We start from the raw sequence: 16,995 nt of genomic DNA, 5'->3' as shown, positions 1-16,995 counted from the left end.
AGTGGTTGCAATATAAAACCAGTTTCTCTAGCGTACAACTGGTTTCATTATGCAACCAGAAGGATCGAGCCCATGCAGCCCCAACACCGAATGTCATCCGCCGTCATCTTGCTGTTCTCCGTGGCCTGCGCCCTGGCGGTTGGCAATGTCTACTACGCGCAACCCTTGCTCGAAGCCATGGTCCGGGAATTTGCCATCGACCCCGGCCTGGTCGGCCTGGTGGTGACCCTGACCCAGGTCGGCTATGGCCTGGGCCTGTTGTTGCTGGTGCCGCTGGGCGATCGCCTCAACCGCCGGCGGCTGATCGTCGGCCAGTCGCTACTGTCGGCCCTGGCCCTGGTGCTGATTGCCTGGGCACCGAGCACGCCCTGGCTGCTGCTGGGCATGGGCCTGACCGGCCTGCTGGCGGTGGTCACCCAGGTACTGGTGGCCTATGCCGCGACGCTGTCGGCGGCTAGCGAACGCGGTCATGTCGTGGGGGTGATCACCAGCGGCATCGTCATTGGCATTTTGCTGGCGCGTACCTTGTCCGGGGCCATGGCTGACCTCGCCGGCTGGCGCTCGATCTACTGGCTGTCGGCGGCCTTGACCCTGGTGATTGCCGCCCTGCTCTGGCGCGTGCTGCCTCGGCAACAACCGGTGCAGGCGGCGGGCAGTTACCGCGAGCTGCTGCATTCACTGGCGTTGCTGCTGCGCGATGAACCGCTGCTGCGCCGGCGCTCAGTGCTGGCCCTGCTCAGCTTCGCCTCGGCGATGGTGCTGTGGACGCCGCTGGTGTTGCCCCTGAGCGCCCCGCCGCTGTCGTTGTCGACCAGCGAAGTGGGCCTGTTCGGCCTGGCGGGCGCGGCGGGCGCACTGGCGGCGGCGCGGGCCGGGGCGCTGGTGGATCGCGGACTGGGCCAGTGGGTCAGCGGCGGCTCGCTGGTGTTGATGCTGGCGTCCTGGGCGGCCATCGCCCTGACTGAATATTCGTTGTGGGCGCTGCTGCTCGGCGTGGTGGTCTTCGACCTGGGCCTGCAGGCCGTGCACGTCGCCAGCCAGAGCCTGATCTACCACCTGCCTGAAGCCACCCACAGCCGGCTGACCGCTGCCTACATGCTGTTCTACTCGGTGGGCAGTGCCTTCGGCGCGCTGACCTCGACCCTGGCCTATGCCTGGGGCGGCTGGCTGCTGGTGTGTGCCTATGGCGCGCTGCTCAATGCCGTGGCCCTGGGTTACTGGTGGCTGAGCGAAGGCGCACGGGCTCAGAACTGCACGTCGAGTATCACGTTGTCCAGGTAGGTGCCGGCGGGCGGTGTGGCCTGGTCGGTGTAGACCTTGGCGTTGTAGTTGAAGATCTGGCTGCCGGTGCCGGTGCCCACACCGGGGTTGATATCGGCGTCGCTGCTGGCCCGCCGGGCCGTGGTGACGCTGCCCCAACGCACGCTGCCGGCGCTCTTGAAGATGTCATAGGCCATATAGTTGTTGGCCGCCGACTTCATCCGCCGGCGCCCGGCGGAGACATTCTGGCCATCGTCCAGGCCCACGGTGTAGTTGCTGCCCTTGGTGCAGGAGACATTGACGTTGCTGTTGACCGTGCTGAAGCCGCCGACCACCGGCGCGCTGCCGAAGCTGATGTTGGGGCTGGTGATCTGGCAGTCATTGGTGACTGTCAGGCTCACGGTCAGGCTGGTGGTGCCGGTAAGGTTCTGCCGGCCCAGGCAGATACTGCCGACGCCAATGCCCCAGCAGTAGCTGATGTTCCAGTACACCGTCAGGACTTCCTGATAAAGGCCGGCGGCGACGTTGCTGCCGCTCAGGCTCTTGAGGTAGAGCGGCACCGACTTGGGCGTGGTGCCGTTGAGCAGGCCCAAGGCATCGAGGATGCCGTTGCGGGCGAAGTCGTAAGGCAGGCTGCGGGCGATCGGGTAGTTGGTGGTGTTGTTGGCGTACAGGGTGTAGCCGATCACATCGCCCGTGGGGCCGAGCAGGCCGGTACTGCCGGCCGGTGGGGTGAAAGTGGCGTAGAAGTGATCGTCGCTGGCCAGCAGGCTGACCAGCGAGCCGGTGCATTGCAGCCCGCCATTGAGGGTCGAGGCCGACTGCACGGTGGTGCGCACCAGGGTCGAGCTGACACTGCCAAAGCTTGCCGGCGCGGTATCGATCACCGAGCACAACGCGTGCACCTGGGGGCTGGCGAGCACGGCCAGGAGCATCAGCAGGCGCTTCATTGGCACACCAGCGGGCCGATCAGCGGCACCTGGTCCTGCTCGGGCGCCAGCTTGAACTGCACCCGGCAACTGCCGCCGTTGGCGATCTGCACCTGCAGGCTGTTGTCCGCAGCCAGCCCTTCGAGGTACACCAGCCCGTCCCAGCCGACCACCGCCAGCGCCCCGCTCTGCTCATGGCGCACCTGGCTGCCCAGCGGCAGTTCCTTATGGTTGCCATCGACCAGGACGATGCTCGCCGCCACCACCCGTTGCAGCGGGAATTCCAGCAGGTAGCCGCTGCCCCGGCGCACCGCCACCCGCTGCTCGACCTGCGGGCTCTGGACGTTGGCCGGCAGTTCCATGGGGTCGATCTCGTACTTGGCGCGGTAGTAGGCGCTACTCCAGGGCACCAGCAGGTGGCCGTTCTTGTCGGTGCGCCCGACCAGCTGGTTTTCGTAGCGTACCGGCACTTGGGCAAAACCCTCGGTGCTGACCACCACGAAGGCATCGTCGATACGGTTGGCGGCGAACAGCCCGGCGTCCATCCACACCAGCGAACCGCTGGCATCGGCCCAGCGGGTCATGCTGTCGCTGCTGCCATAGGCACCGGCCTGCAGTTGCACCGACTGCAGGCGCCAGGTGACGTCGGCTTGACGGTAAGCCTCACGGTCGCCGTCGGCGTAACCGAGGTTGAAGCCCAAGCCACCTTCGCTGGGCACCGCGCGGCTGTAGTTGACCCGTTGCTGGTTCTGGCCCTCCTTGTTGCGCTCAACGCTAAAGCTCAGGGTGCCGCGCAGGTCGAACGGAATCACCAGTTGCGCCTGCACCGCCCACTGGCTGTCGCCGATTTCGCGGTTGGCCGACAGGTACAGGCTGCTGTTGCGCCACAACGGCTTGCTCCAGCTGAGGTTGAGCAAACGGGTGCGCGAGTTGTCACCGGCGCGCACATCGAAGTAACCGGCGCCGAGGCTGCCGTAGCGTTCGAGGTTGACGCTCATGGTCACCTGTTCGCTGCGCTGGCTCAGGCGCGTGTAGGGGCTGTCGACCAGCGACAGGTCGGCATAGTCGCCGCGCCGTTGCAGGCGCTGGTAATTGAAGCCCAGGCGCTGGCTGTTGTACTGGTAGCCGACGCTCAGTTGCTGGCCGCTGCGGCTGTCGAAGCTGCTCTGGCTCAGCGCCGCATTGACCACGCCCCAGTTGCCCACCTGCCAGTTGCCGCCCAGCCCGCCAAGGGCCAGGGACTCGGCCGCCTCGGCGTGGCTTTCGAGGGTGAAGCTGTCGCTCAGGCCGTAGCGCAAACTGGCGGCGGCCACCCCCGGGCCATAGGCAAAGTCGCGAAGCGCGTAGTCCCGGCGCAGGCTGCCGGCGGCCAGCGAGAAATCCGCCAGGCCTTTTTGCAACAAGCTGCTGGTGACATAGAACGGCAAGGTGGTCGACACCTGCCGGCCGAGGGCATCGGTGGTCACCACCACCGCCTCGCCGGCGCCGTTGATGAACGGCACGTTGGTCAGGGTGTAGGGGCCTGGCTGCAAATCGGCGCTGGAGCTTTTGTAGCCGTTGATGAACAGATCCACCGAGGACGGCACCGCCGCTTCCCCGGCAAAGGCCGGCAATGGGTAGGTGACCAGGTCCGGGCGCACGGCAAAGTCACGCGACAGTTGCAGGCCGCCCAGGCGCACCGAACTGGTCCAGGGCAAGGCGCCGCTGAGCACGTCGCCGACTTCCAGGGTCAGCAGGCGCGCCTCGTCGGTGTAGCGCCAGGTGGTGTCGTAGCGGCGAAAGCCTTCCTGGCTGTCGGCGTAGTCGTTGCCGCCCAGGGACTGACGCCACTGGCCGGTGGTCGACAGCGTGCCCCAGCTGTCGAACAGGCGCAGCTCGTTCCACGCCGCGAGATAGCGGCCACCGTCGTCGGTATCGTTGAAATACAGGTCATAGTTGAGCAAGGCGCCAAAGCTGCTGCGCGCTTCGCTGGCCGGGTACAACTGGCGGCTGCCGATGCGCTGGGTCGGCAACCAGGCCGGTGGCACCTGCAGCACCAGGCGCTGGCCCTGGCTGTCGTAGTCGGTGTGCAGGCCGGGGATGCTGTCCAGCGCCACTTCGTCGCCGTACTCGCCGGGCAGCTCGATGCCAGCCGCCTGCAGGTCGGCGGTGGCCATGTACAGGCGCCCGGCGCGCTGCTGCACCGCCACCAGTTCAGGGCTGCTCATCTGGTTGACCAGCAGTTCCAGGAACAACGGCGCATCGGCGACCGCCTCGAGGCTGGCCGGGGGCGGCGGCAGCTCGCCAGCCAGCAGCGAACCACAGCCCAGCACGGTCAGGCCACAGGCCCGCAGCGCCGAAGAGATGCTCACACACAGTATCCGACCATTACCGGGTCCTCCCTGGCCCCTGTAGTGCTGCTAGCTGTCGTTCATTGCCCCTGACTCAGGGTTTGCGCAGGCTCCTGGCCATTGACCCGGCCCTTGAGCACTGAAGCGGCGCCCAGCGGCTGCGGCGCCGGCCAGCGCATGCTGGCGCCGGGCAGCACATAGCCGAGCAAACCCTCCACCAGCGGCCGGCTCTGGCTGCCCTGCTGCAGCACCACGTCAGTCAGGCGCGCATGCACCGGGCCGCTGTTGCGGATTTCCACATAGGGCTTGCCTTGTACAGAGACCTGACGCCAGCTCAGCAACGGCTTGCCCACCGCACTGTCACCGCGCTGGCCACTGGGGTCAGGCTTGCCCCACAAGCCTTCGCCATAGACGAACAGCGGCACCGAATAACGCATCTGGAAGCGGATCGCCGCCTGGGCCTTGTCGGCGCTGGCCGCGGCCGGCAAGGCCGGGGGAATTTCATCGATGATGATCCGGTAGGCCTGCTCTTGGCCCACCGGCGAGCTGCCGGTGCGGGTCAGGCGAATCAGCTGCTTTTGCCCCGGGGCGATGTTGGCCACTGGCGGGCTGCCGATAATCTCGCGCTGGGCCTGGTACTGGTCGTCGAACTCGCCCTGGCGCCAGGCGAACACCCGTACCTGCAGGTTGGCCGGCGCATCGCCACGGTTTTCCAGCCACAGCGCGCCGGCTTTCTGATTGGCCTCCAGCACCGGATCGATCGGCCAGATCAGTACCGAGGTGGCGGCCTGCAACGGCGCACTGCACAACAGCGCCAGGGCGCAGCTCAACAGGGTGTAGCTCAAGCGCGAACTGCCGGCGCCTACTTCCATGCACACTCTCCTTATTGTCATATTCATCCGGCGGCGCCGTTCAAAAGGTCAGCACCACCTGCACCACATCGGTGTAACTGCCGGCCGGCAGGTTGCCGGTCAACTGGGCCCGGGCGTAAACCGGCAACTTGATCGTGGTCGGATCGCTGTAGCTCACCGCCACGCTCTGGTTGATGCCCAGGCTCTGGCTGAAGCCGGCGTCGCGAAACAATTGGTAGGCCACCAGCGAGGTGCCGCTGCTGCGCTTGAGGTTGCGCGTGCCGCTGGCGCTGTTCAGCCCGGCATCGACGCTCATGCTCAAGCTCACTCCTGGCGTGCATTGCAGGGTCACCGTGGTGCCGCCCAGGGCGGTGGTGACGCTGCTGGTCGACAGCGCCGAATAGCTGCCGAAATTGAGGTTGCCGTAGTTGCTCACGCCGCCCACCACCAGGCAGCCGGCCGCCACCGTGGCGCTGACCTGAAAGGTACTGGTCAGCACCGCCGCCAAGGGCAGCGGTACGCTGAAGGCGGCCAGGGCCAGCAGCGCAGGCAAGGCGCGGGGCACGGTTCAGAAGCTCAGCTCGACCGCCACCGTGTCGGTGTACACCCCGGCGGGCAGGCCCGCCTTGCCCTTGGCCTGGCCATACAGGTTAACCGTCTGGGCCACGCCGGTACTGGTCGGCAAGGTGATGGTGCCGTCGATGACCAGCAGTTGGGTATGCCCTGAATCGGTGTAGAAGTCGTAGGGCACGTAATTGGCCACACCATCGTAGAGCGCGCGGCTGCCGCCGGGCGACTGGCTGTCGTGGGCGCCGGCACGCACCTTGATCACCGGCACTGTGCCGCTCGAGCAGAGGATGCTCATGGCGCCACCGCCGCCGCCCAGCACCTGCCCGCCGGCAGTGGTGAACAGCGCTTCCTGGGTACCGAAGTTCAGCGTACCGAAGTTCAGGCCGCTGGCACCGCCGCCCCCGTTGACCTGGCAACTGGCGATCAGCGTCAGGGTGGCGGTGATGTTGCCGGTTACCGTGGCCGCCTGGGCCTGGGTGGCGAGCGCCAGGCCTAGGCCTGCGAAAATCAAGCGTGAGAGGTTCGGGTGCATGAGTCACTCCTTGCGTATTACCAGTCCAGGGTCACCATCAGGGTGTCACGGTAAATGCCGGCCGGTAGCGCCTTGGGATGGGCGACTACTGCACCGTAGATTGGAATCGGAATCTGCGCGGCGCTGCTGACCGAAAAGTTGCGGGTCTGGCCGATGTTGTAACGGGCCCGGCCCGACGGGTCGGCAGACAGCTCATAGGGGATCAGCTCGCGGCCATTGCTCAGGCGCCGGGTGGCGCCATCACCGTTGGCACCGCCGTTGATGCTCACGGTAAAGGCGCGCACCGCCGGGTTGCAGCGCACCTGCAGGCGGCCGTCACCGGTGGCCTCTTCGATGCCGGAACGCAGTGGGTTGGTCCAGCTCGGGCCCTGGCTGCCAAAATCCAGTACACCGCCGCCTGGGGTTTCCAGGGTGCCCGGCCCGCCGCTGATCTGGCAGGCGCTGCTGATCACCAGGCGCGCCTGGATATGCCCGCTCATGGCCGCGAAAGCATCGGGGCTGAGCAACAGCAGCGGGCCAAGCGTCAACAGCATTATCCCTTTCATACTGCCAGTTCCTTTAGCAGGCGCCGCCCCGGTTACCAGGTGACGGTGACTTTGAGCAGGTCCGAATAACGCCCCACCGCCGGCACTTCGGCCAGGCGCTCGATACGCGCATACAACGGCAGCGCCACCGAGCCCGAATCGGGCACCCGCGCATGCTGGGCAACATTGACCGGCAGCGGCAGGCGCCAGGCCGGGTCCTGGTACAAACGGTAGGGTATGGGTTTCGCCGCAGGCTGGTTGCTGGCCAGGTAACGCACCTCGCCGATACCGCCGTGCTGGCCGCCATCGACCTGCACCTGGTAAGCGGTGTCTGGGTTGCATTCCAGGCGTGGCGGGCGTAGCGCGAGCAACTGGCTGCTGAGCGGGCCGGCCGGGTCGTCCAGCCGCGCCGTGCGGCCGAAATCGAGCACACCCAAGGCCTGGGCGCCGGCATCGCGGGGCTGGTGGATGAGCAGGCAGCCGCGCTCCACTTGCACTTTGACTTCAACCATGAAATCGGCGGCGCCTGCCGTGCTGGCCATGCTCAGCCCGAGCAGCGTCGCCAAAGAGCGTCCCTTCACCTTGTCATCCTTCAACGCAGGAGTGATCTGACCTTGAGGGTAGCAGTGAAGGAAAAACCTGCCAGTTTGCAGGGAAATGTATAAGCCCCGTACAAGATCTATCTGTAGGATCGGGCTTGCCCCGCGATAGAAGCCATCACTTATCCCGCTCAGAGATCGCTGGCCGGCCTTATTCATATTGGTTAAATTAGCCGCCCTCGCTCAAGCTGGCCCTTGAGTGCCGTTGCCCCGAGGAGCCCGGTTTGCCTGCCCTGCCCCCTTTCTGGATACGTTCGCCGTTGCGCGCCTGGCGTCGCTTGCGCACGCCGGTGGCCGAAGACAACAGCGTGGCGGCGACCGTTCGTCAGCATTTTGCCGCCAAGGCCCAGGCCCGCGGCTACACCCTGAGCGCCGGCCAGCTGCGGGTCATCGAGCATATGGCTACCGAGGCGGCGCGGCTCGACAGTGGCCAGGCGCGCAGCCTTTACCTGTACGGCGCGGTCGGGCGCGGCAAAAGCTGGCTGCTCGACGGTTTCTTCCAGGCCCTGCCCCAGGCGCGCAAGCGCCGCCTGCACTTTCATGACTTTTTCGCCCGCCTGCACCAGGGCATGTTTGATCATCGCCAGCAGGACGACGCCCTGGCCTGCACCCTGGATGAGTTGCTCGACGACTGCCAGGTGCTGTGTTTCGACGAGTTCCACGTGCATGACATCGGCGATGCCATGCTCATCACCCGGTTATTTCAGGCCTTGTTCGAGCGGCGGATTTTTCTCCTGGTAACCTCCAACTACGCGCCGCAAGGCTTGCTGCCCAACCCGTTGTATCACCAGCGTTTCGAGCCGGTGATCCGCCTGATCAACAGCCGCATGCAGGTGCTGGAAGTCGGCGGTGAGCAAGACTTTCGCAGCCTGCCCGGCGCGGCTGGCCAGCAGCGCTTTACCCAGGGCCATTACCTGTGGCCGGGCAGCCGCGAACAGCGCCAGGCCCTGCAGTTGCCCGAGCCGGGTGACGCGCCGGTTTTACTGGAGGTAGGCAAGCGCACACTGCGCGCCCGCCTGAGCGAGCAGCGCACCGTGGGCTTTGACTTTGTCGAGCTGTGCGAGCAACCCACCGCGGTGATCGACTACCTGGAGCTGGCGCGGCGTTTTGACCACTGGATCATCGACTGCCTGCCGAACCTTGAAGACTGCTCGATTGCCGCCCAGCAGCGCTTCGTCAACCTGGTGGACGTGCTCTACGACCAGGACAAGCACCTGGTGCTGATCGGCAGCCTGCCGCTGGCCGCAAGCCTGGGCGGCAGCGGCAGCGCCAGCGACCTGGCCCGCACCCGTAGTCGGTTGGGGCAGTTGCGCCAGGCAGGCTGCTGAGTTCTGTGGGCGCTGGCTTGACCCGCGATGAAAGCCCTACCCAACCCGCGCCAGGCTCGCCAACACCGCTTCAATCTCCACCAACACCGCCGGATCATCCAGGGTCGAAGGCGGTGTATACGGCTGCTGATCGGCAATCTTGCGCAGCACCGCGCGCAGGATCTTGCCCGAGCGGGTCTTGGGCAGGCGCTTGACCACCCGCACCTGGTTGAAACAGGCCAGCGCACCAATCTGCTCGCGCACGCTGGCCACCAGCTCGCTCTGCAACTGCGCCTGGGCAATGTCCTGGCCGTCCTTGAGCACCACCAGCGCCAGCGGCACCTGGCCCTTGATCTCGTCGTGCACGCCGATCACCGCGCATTCGGCCACCGCCGGATGGCGGGCCACCAGGTCTTCCATCTCGCCGGTAGACAGGCGATGGCCGGAGACGTTGATGACGTCGTCGGTGCGGCCCATGATGTAGACGAAACCGTCTTCATCCAGATAGCCGCCGTCGCCGGTGTGGTAATAGCCGGGGTAGGTCTTCAGGTAGGCATCCAGGTAGCGCTGGTGGTCGCCCCACAAGGTCTGGCTGCAGCCAGGCGGCAGCGGCAAGGCAATGACGATCGAGCCTTGCTGGTTGGCGCCGAGCAGATGCCCGTCATCATCCAGTACCTGTACGTTGTAGCCCGGCACCGCCCGGTTGCTCGAGCCCGGCCGCGCTGCACTGCCCTCCATGCCCACGCACGGTGCGGTCACCGGCCAGCCGGTTTCGGTCTGCCACCAGTGGTCGTGGACGGTCTTGCCGCTGGTGGCCTCCAGCCATTGATGGGTGCTGGAATCAAGCTTCTCGCCGGCCAGAAACAGCTGGCGCAGGGAGCTCAGGTCATAGCGGCGCAGCAATTCGCCGTCGGGGTCTTCCTTGCGGATCGCGCGCATGGCGGTGGGCGAGCAGAACAGGCCGTTGACCCGGTACTGCTCGACCACCCGCCAGTAGGCGCCGGCATCCGGGGTGCGGATCGGCTTGCCTTCGTAGAACACCGTGGTGCAGCCATTCATCAGCGGCCCGTAGACGATCAGCGAATGGCCAACCACCCAGCCAACGTCGGAAATCCCCCACCACACGTCGCCCGCCTGCATGCCATAGATGTGGCGCATGGCAAAACTCAGGGCCACGGCGTTGCCGCCGTTTTCGCGCACGATCCCCTTGGGTTTGCCGGTGGTGCCCGAGGTATACATGATGTACAGCGGGTCAGCGGCGGCCAGTTCCACCGGCGCCACTGCTCTGGCCGTGGCCACCGCTTCGAGCCAGTCGAGGTCGCGGCCTTCGACCAGGGTTGCGGTGGCTTGCGGGCGTTGCAGCACCAGCACCTGGCGCGGCTGGTGTTTGGCCAGCTGCAAGGCGCGGTCGACCAGCGGCTTGTAGTCGACGACCCGGTCGAATTCCAGCCCACACGAAGCAGTCAGCAGCAGGGTGGGCCGGGCATCGTCGATGCGCAGCGCCAGCTCGTTGGCGGCAAAGCCGCCAAACACCACCGAATGCACCGCGCCGATACGCGCGCAGGCGAGCATGGCCATGGCCGCCTGGGGCACCATGGGCATGTAGATGATCACCCCGTCGCCCTTCTCGACCCCAAGCTCGCGCAGCAAGCCGGCCAGGCGCGCCACTTCATCGCGCAGCTGGTTGTAGCTGAACTGCTGCTGGCTGCCGGTTACCGGCGAGTCATAGATCAGCGCGGTCTGCTCGCCACGGCCCTGTTCGATCTGATGGTCGAGGGCCAGGTAGCAGCTGTTGAGACGGCCGTCGGCGAACCACTGGTGGCTGCCATCGGCATTTTCAACAAGGGTTTGCAGGGGCTTGCGGTACCAGGCCAGGTGATCGGCCTGTTCGGCCCAGAAGGCGGCAGGATCGGCGATGGAGCGGGCGTAGCTGTGCTGGTATGTCATCGAATGTAGAACCCTGAACTTGTTGTTATTAATAAAGGGCGAGCTTCGAGTATGGACCGCAGTTGTCAGTCTGCCATGGGACTTAAGTCGCATCTTGCCGGTATGATGACCGGCGTTTATTTACGAGCCTGCCGCCCCCCCATGCATACCCTTGAAGACCTCAAAGCCGGCCGTCTGGCGGGCATTACCCGCCTCGACCTGGCCTGCGGGCTGGAACACTTCCCCCGGGAAATTTTCGACCTGGCCGACAGCCTGCAGGTACTCAACCTGACCGGTAACAACCTAAGCGACCTGCCCGAGGACCTGGGCCGGCTGCACCAGCTCAAGGTGCTGTTCTGCTCGCAAAACCGCTTTCGCCACCTGCCCGAAGGCATCGGCCAGTGCCCGATGCTGGAAATGGTCGGTTTCAAGAGCAACCAGATCGAGCAGGTCAGCGGCGCGGCGCTGCCACCACGGCTGCGGGCCCTGGTGCTGACCGACAACCGCATCGAAACCCTGCCCGAAGCCCTGGGCGATTGCCCGCACCTGCAAAAGCTGATGCTTGCCGGCAACCGCCTGCGCGAACTGCCGGCAAGCCTTGCGCGCTGCACCAGGCTTGAACTGCTGCGCCTTTCGGCCAACCGGCTGCCGGCCCTGCCCGACTGGTTGCTGCAGATGCCGCGCCTGGCCTGGCTGGCCTACGCCGGCAACCCCATGGCGGCGGGCTACTGCACACCGCAAGATCCTGGCCATTGCCAGGTGATTGACTGGCAGCAGATCGACCTTGAACAGGTATTGGGCCAGGGCGCGTCCGGGGTCATTCACCAGGCGCGCTGGCAGCAGCAGAGCGCGCCAGTGGCGGTCAAGCTGTACAAGGGCGAGATCACCAGCGACGGCTTGCCGCTCAACGAAATGAGCGCCTGCATTGCCGCTGGCGATCACCCGCAACTGGTGCGCCTGGCCGGGCGTATCGACAACCGCCCGCAGCAACTGCCGGCGCTGGTGATGCAGTTGATCGAGCCGAGCTGGTTCAACCTGGCCGGGCCGCCGAGCCTGGATTCATGCACCCGCGACTGTTATCCGCCCGAGCGGCGTTTGCGCCTTGCCAGCGTGCGGCGCCTGGCCGCTGCCATTGCAGCGGTAGGCGCGCATTTGCACGGGCACGGCATCACCCATGGCGACCTGTATGCGCACAACGTGCTGTGTGACGAGCATGGCGACTGCTTGCTGGGGGACTTTGGCGCGGCGTCGTTCCATCCGCTGGATGGCAGCGTGGCGACTGAAGCGCTGCAGCGGATCGAGGTGCTGGCGTTCGGGGTGTTGCTGGGGGAGTTGCTGGCGTGTTGCGAGGGCGATTGCGAGGTGTTGCGGGGGGTGCAGCGCGAGTGTGTGCGGGATGAGGTGATGCTGCGGCCGGGGTTTGCCGAGGTTTGTCAGCGGCTTCGCGGCGTCTGAATCGCGGGTCAAGTCGAGGCGTCGCACCGACTTGACCCGCGATGAGGCCCTTACGGTTTACATCAACCCGCCAGACCTACATAGACGTTCTGCACGTCATCGTTATCGTCGATCGCTTCCAGGAAGGCTTCAACCTCTGCCATCTGCTCATCGCTCAGGGTGCTGACCGGGTTTTTCGGGGTGTAGCCGATTTTTGCCGAGACCACGGTGAAGCCTTGACCCGGCAGGGCTTTCTGCACGGCGTCGAGGTCGGTGGTGTCGGTGATGAACAGGGTCGCGCCCTCTTCTTCGCCTTCGGCAAAATCCTGGGCGCCGGCTTCGATGGCGGCCATTTCCGGGTCAGCGTCAGGGCTGGCCGGCGTGGCTTCGATCAGGCCGACATGGTTGAAGTCCCAGGCCACCGAACCGGAAGCGCCCAGCTGGCCCTTGCGGAACAGTACGCGGATTTGCGCCACGGTGCGGTTGACGTTGTCGGTCAGGCACTCGACGATCAGCGGCACCTGGTGCGGGGCAAAACCTTCGTAGGTGACGGCGGTGTACTGCACCGCGTCGCCGTCCAGGCCGGCACCCTTGCGGATGGCACGCTCAAGGGTCTCGCGGGTCATCGAAGCCTTTTTGGCTTGCTCGATGGCCAGGCGCAGGCGCGGGTTCATGTCCGGGTCGGCGCCGGACTTGGCAGCGATCTGGATCTCTTTGGACAGCTTGCCCATGATCTTGCCTTTGGCGTTGGCTGCGACTTCTCTATGCTTGGCTTTCCACTGTGCGCCCATCTCGACTCTCTTGTTTCAGGTGCCGGTTCAGGTAGCGACCGGCCAAAGTGGCAAGCAGTTTATACGCTCCGCAGGCCATCGACAAAAAAACCCTTCAGCCCTTGTCGGCCTTGCCCGCAGCAGCGGCAAAACGCGCCAGGCGCACGTCAAGGTGGCGCGGGCGGCGGCCGTTGTCTTCGGCCTGCTCCTTGCGACGGATGGCATTGCGCACCATCAGTGAGCCCAGGTAGCGGATCGGCTCCGGCGGGAAGTAGCCCAGCGGGCCGTTGACCAGCGGCGAGCGGGTCCATGGGTTGTCCAGGCCCAGGGCCAGCGACGAAAGGATCTGCCCGCCCATGTGGCAGGGGCCGACGCCGCTGCCCGAGTAGCCAAAGCCGTAAAACACGTTGCCCTGGCCATTGAGCCGGCCAAAAAACGGCAAGCCGGTCACCGAACGGTCCGACGGCCCGTTCCAGGTCGCGGCAACCGGCACCTGGGCCAGGGCCGGGAAGAACTCGCCAAGGCTGCGGCGCAGCAACGGCTCATAGGGCGAAGGCTGGTCGAACACCGGCAGCATCCGCCCGCCGTAGGCGAAGGTATTGCCGCCCTTGCCGAGCATCAGCCGGCCATCGCTGGTGTTGTGGTAGTAATGCACGAAGATCCGCGAATCGAGCACGCTGATGCCGCTGGTCAGGCCGATCTGTTCGAGCAACTGCGGTTGCGGCTCGGTGATGATCATGTCGCTGGAGACGATCGCCACGCTGCGCTCGAACTGCGGGAAGGCCCGCGCCATCCAGGCGTTGAGGGCCAGCACCACGCGACCGGCGCGGATGTTGCCACGGGCGGTTTCGACCAGCGCCTGCGGCCCTTGCTGCAAACCGCTCATGGCCGTGCCCTCATAAATGCGCACGCCCTTTTGCAAAGCGATCCGGCGCAGGCCGCGCACCAGTTTGCCCGGCTGTACCGTGGCAGCGGCCGGCGAGAACCAGCCTTCCAGGTGCCTGGTCGAGCCTGCCAGACGCTGCACCTGCGCAACCGCCAGGCGCCGGAACGAGTTGATGCCCTGGCGCTCAAGCGCTGCAATCACGCCATCGGTGGCGCCGACCTGGGCGCGATTGGTGGCCGTGTACAAGGTGCCGTCCAGGCGGTAGTCGGCGTTGATGCCATGGGCCTGGCAGAACTCGCCGATGGCGTAGATGCTCTGCTCCGAAGCCTTGACCAGGCGCACCGCCTCCTGCGCCCCGAACAGGCGTTCGAGGGTGAAGTACTTGGCCGACCACGACAGCGCGCAGCCGCCGTTGCGCCCACTGGCGCCGGCGCCGCAGATGTCGGCCTCGATCAGCACCACATCCAGCGCCGGGTTGTGCTCCTTGAGCATGAGCGCCGTCCACAGGCCGGTGTAGCCGCCCCCGACGATGCACACCTGGCAGTCGGTATCAGCCGCCAGCGGCGGGCACGCGGGTGCAACTTCCTGGTCCAGCGCCTGTTGCAGCCAGAACGGTCTCATGTCGGTTTCCTTATAGGTTCAGGTACGCAGCGGTTTGATCGCCATGGCCGTGTTGGGGGCAACGGCCGGGGTGTGCTCGGGGCTGGCCGGGCGGCTGTTCCAGTGCGGCAGCAGCACCAGGGCGGAAAACAGCGCACAACCGGCAAAGACGATGAACACCGTGACGCTGTCGAAGTAACCCGGCAGCAGGCCGCCGAGAATCGCCCCGACCGAACCGCAGCCGTTGACGAAGCCTGCGGCAGTGGCGCCGGCCTTGGCGGTGCCGAAGTCGATGGCGGCAGCGCCGCTGATCATCGAGTCTGGCCCGTACAGGGTCAGGCCCATGACAAACAGCAAGGCCACCACCAGCAACACGCTGCCAGTATGCAGGGCGGCCATGAACAGCCCGAGCACCACGGTCAGCACCACCAGGCTGATCACGCAGGCCGGCATGCGCCGGGCGCCGAAAAGTTTGTCCGAAGCCAGGCCAATCATGATCGGGCCGAGCAAGCCGGCCAGCTCGAAGGCGGTGGGGATGATTGCCGCACCAACCTTGCCCACCGACGGCATCTGTTCGAAGACGATCACCGGGCCCCAGAGCAGAATCGCGTAGCGCGCAGGTTTTAACAGAAAGTACGCCAGCCCCAGGGTCAGCACCGTGCGGTTGCGCAGGATCTCGCGCAACGGCGCCCAGATGCTGCAAATCGTCGAGCCCGGCACCATGCTTTCGGGCTCGGGCTCCACCGCCGGCAAACCGACGTCTTCAGGCTTGTTGCGCTGGAAGATGAAGAACAGCACCGCTACCAGCGCCACCACCGCCGCGCTGGAGATGAACGCCGCATGCCAGCTGCCGATCAGGGTGTAGGCCCACCAGCCAGCAAACGGCGAGGCCACCAGGCCGCCGAAGGCATAGCACGAGCTCCACAACCCCAGCACCCGCCCACGCTGGGACGAGGGAAAGAAGCTGCCGATGTTCTTGCACAGCCCGGCCCAGCCGGTCGATTGCGCCATACCCTGGACCAGCATGCAGGTAGCAAAGATCGGGAAGGTCGCGTAACTGCCCATCACCACGGCAGCGGCGGCAGAAATCACCAGGCCGCCGAGCACCACCACCCGCGGGCCGAAGCGGTCGGCGAGCATGCCCCAGGTAAATTGCCCGAATGCGTAGGCGGTCAGGTAGATGGCGTCGAGGTTGGCCATGGCCATTTTGTCGAGGGTGAAGCTTGGGTCTTCGGCGATGCCGAGCTTGGCCACCGAAAAGGCTTTGCGGGTGAAGTAGAACGCGGCGTAGGCCAGCCAGGTGATGGCAAAAATCTGCACGCGCCAACGTTTGATATCTGCAACGTGTTTGTTCATGGTGGGATCTGACCTCGAGAGCTGAGTGTGCCGGCAGAATTTGAAAAAAAAAAACGCCTGTCTTGTTGTTGTGTTGCGCACTGCGTGACGGCCGGTCGAACCCGTCACCTGCTCAGATAGAAACAATTACTGACTGATAAATAAAATCGATTTATCGTATTTCACAAATAAGCTCAGCTTGTAACAGGTGCTGCGATGTCGGTGTCCCACGCTCAGTTGAAGGCTTTTCACGCAGTTGCCCTGCACGGCAGCTTCACCCGCGCCGCCGAACGGTTGTTCCTGACCCAGCCGGCGATCTCCGACCAGGTGCGTAAACTCGAAGAACGTTTCGGGGTTTTGCTGTTTCACCGCAACAAGCGTTCGGTGCAACTGACCGATCTGGGCGAGCGTTTACTGGCGATCACCCAGCGCTTGTTCGTCTGCGAGGCCGAAGCCCATGAGCTGCTGCAGGATTCGCGCGCCTTGCAGACCGGCACCCTGGTGCTGGCGGTGGATGCGCCGGTGCACGTGCTGCCGCAGATTGCGCGCTTCTGCCAGCAGTACCCGGGGATCAGCGTCAAGGTCGAGACCGGCAATACCGACGAGTCGCTGCTGCGGCTGTTCAACTACCAGGCCGACCTGGCCCTGCTCGGCCGCGACGTTGATGATGACCGGCTGCTGTGCGTGCCGCTGCGCAGCGACCCGATGGTGGCCTTCGTTTCGCACAACCACCCCTGGGCCAGCCGTGGTTCGATCAGCCTGGCCGACCTTGACGACACGCCAATCGTGCTGCGTGAACCGGGTTCGGTCACCCGCCAGACCCTGGAAGAAGAAATGGCCCGCGCCGGCCTGCGCATCCGCGCGGCGATCCAGGTCGAAGGCCGCGAAGCTGCGCGCGAGGCGGTGGTGGTGGGGATTGGTGTGGGCGTGGTGTCGGCCGCCGAGTTCGGCGCCGATGCGCGGGTGTGTGCGTTGCCGATTGTCGATTGCCAGCGGCGTTTGACCGAGACCCTGGTGTGCTTGCGCGAGCAGAGCTCACGGCGGCTGGTGGCGACGTTTTTGCAGATGGTGCAGGACAGCCTTTAGTCCCATCGCGGGTCAAGCCCGCTCCTACAGTAGGAGCGGGCTTGACCCGCGATCAG

The 16,995-nt window shown here is 65.5% G+C and carries 15 protein-coding genes; 4 read left to right on the top strand and 11 right to left on the bottom strand.

The features are described from left to right. The first annotated feature begins 72 nt into the window (after positions 1–72). A complete protein-coding gene (locus JYG36_RS11935; protein ID WP_213604066.1) occupies positions 73–1,281 on the top strand; it encodes an MFS transporter in 1,209 nt (402 codons plus the stop codon). Here JYG36_RS11935 and JYG36_RS11930 read toward each other — a convergent pair. The 7 genes from JYG36_RS11930 to JYG36_RS11900 form a co-directional block, all read right to left on the bottom strand. Further along, positions 1,245–2,210, bottom strand: coding sequence for a Csu type fimbrial protein (locus JYG36_RS11930; protein ID WP_213604064.1), 966 nt, complete (start codon positions 2,208–2,210; stop codon positions 1,245–1,247). The two genes, JYG36_RS11935 and JYG36_RS11930, sit on opposite strands and share 37 nt — an antisense overlap. Next, positions 2,207–4,534, bottom strand: coding sequence for a fimbria/pilus outer membrane usher protein (locus JYG36_RS11925; protein WP_249744440.1), 2,328 nt, complete (start codon positions 4,532–4,534; stop codon positions 2,207–2,209). The genes JYG36_RS11930 and JYG36_RS11925 overlap by 4 nt, the downstream gene beginning before the upstream one ends. 65 nt (positions 4,535–4,599) lie before the next feature. Further along, positions 4,600–5,391, bottom strand: coding sequence for a fimbrial biogenesis chaperone (locus JYG36_RS11920; RefSeq protein WP_093381660.1), 792 nt, complete (start codon positions 5,389–5,391; stop codon positions 4,600–4,602). Between the two features lie 40 nt (positions 5,392–5,431). Then, on the bottom strand, positions 5,432–5,935 hold the full coding sequence (locus tag JYG36_RS11915) for a Csu type fimbrial protein (RefSeq protein ID WP_093381657.1): 504 nt from the start codon (positions 5,933–5,935) through the stop codon (positions 5,432–5,434). 3 nt (positions 5,936–5,938) lie between these two features. After that, complete coding sequence (locus JYG36_RS11910) at positions 5,939–6,472, bottom strand: Csu type fimbrial protein (protein WP_045194058.1); 534 nt, start codon at positions 6,470–6,472, stop codon at positions 5,939–5,941. 17 nt (positions 6,473–6,489) lie between these two features. Next, positions 6,490–7,017, bottom strand: coding sequence for a Csu type fimbrial protein (locus tag JYG36_RS11905; protein ID WP_093381654.1), 528 nt, complete (start codon positions 7,015–7,017; stop codon positions 6,490–6,492). Positions 7,018–7,049: 32 nt separating this feature from the next. Next, on the bottom strand, positions 7,050–7,577 hold the full coding sequence (locus JYG36_RS11900; RefSeq protein ID WP_093381651.1) for a Csu type fimbrial protein: 528 nt from the start codon (positions 7,575–7,577) through the stop codon (positions 7,050–7,052). A gap of 242 nt (positions 7,578–7,819) precedes the next feature. Between JYG36_RS11900 and zapE the strand changes: the two genes are divergently transcribed. Beyond that, the gene (gene zapE / locus JYG36_RS11895) at positions 7,820–8,923 is read left to right on the top strand and encodes a cell division protein ZapE (RefSeq protein ID WP_502937510.1); all 1,104 of its coding nucleotides are present in this window, start codon (positions 7,820–7,822) and stop codon (positions 8,921–8,923) included. Between the two features lie 36 nt (positions 8,924–8,959). On the opposite strand, the gene JYG36_RS11890 is transcribed toward zapE, so the two are convergent. After that, positions 8,960–10,849 carry a propionyl-CoA synthetase gene (locus JYG36_RS11890; protein WP_213604060.1) on the bottom strand — a complete coding sequence of 630 codons (1,890 nt, stop codon included), beginning with the start codon at positions 10,847–10,849 and terminating at the stop codon, positions 8,960–8,962. A gap of 141 nt (positions 10,850–10,990) precedes the next feature. Here JYG36_RS11890 and JYG36_RS11885 point away from each other — a divergent pair, with 141 nt between their 5' ends. Continuing rightward, on the top strand, positions 10,991–12,283 hold the full coding sequence (locus JYG36_RS11885; RefSeq protein WP_213604058.1) for a leucine-rich repeat-containing protein kinase family protein: 1,293 nt from the start codon (positions 10,991–10,993) through the stop codon (positions 12,281–12,283). A gap of 62 nt (positions 12,284–12,345) precedes the next feature. On the opposite strand, the gene JYG36_RS11880 is transcribed toward JYG36_RS11885, so the two are convergent. The 3 genes from JYG36_RS11880 to JYG36_RS11870 all read right to left on the bottom strand — a co-directional run bounded on the left by JYG36_RS11880 (position 12,346) and on the right by JYG36_RS11870 (position 15,874). After that, positions 12,346–13,053, bottom strand: a complete 708-nt coding sequence (locus tag JYG36_RS11880; protein WP_045194063.1) for a YebC/PmpR family DNA-binding transcriptional regulator — start codon at positions 13,051–13,053, stop codon at positions 12,346–12,348. Between the two features lie 94 nt (positions 13,054–13,147). Then, positions 13,148–14,539, bottom strand: coding sequence for an FAD-dependent oxidoreductase (locus JYG36_RS11875; protein ID WP_213604056.1), 1,392 nt, complete (start codon positions 14,537–14,539; stop codon positions 13,148–13,150). A gap of 18 nt (positions 14,540–14,557) precedes the next feature. Then, the gene (locus JYG36_RS11870) at positions 14,558–15,874 is read right to left on the bottom strand and encodes an MFS transporter (RefSeq protein WP_213604054.1); all 1,317 of its coding nucleotides are present in this window, start codon (positions 15,872–15,874) and stop codon (positions 14,558–14,560) included. 195 nt (positions 15,875–16,069) lie between these two features. On the opposite strand from JYG36_RS11870, the gene JYG36_RS11865 reads away from it, so the two are divergent. Continuing rightward, positions 16,070–16,939: a LysR family transcriptional regulator gene (locus JYG36_RS11865; RefSeq protein WP_045194066.1), complete on the top strand. Its 870-nt coding sequence runs from the start codon at positions 16,070–16,072 to the stop codon at positions 16,937–16,939. The last annotated feature ends 56 nt before the right edge of the window (positions 16,940–16,995 follow it).

Origin of the sequence: Pseudomonas sp. SORT22, from assembly GCF_018417635.1 — a bacterium.
In the GTDB taxonomy this organism is placed as follows: Bacteria; Pseudomonadota; Gammaproteobacteria; order Pseudomonadales; family Pseudomonadaceae; genus Aquipseudomonas.
Note: the sequence above shows the minus strand (reverse complement) of the source record. Positions and strands in the feature narration are given on the sequence as shown.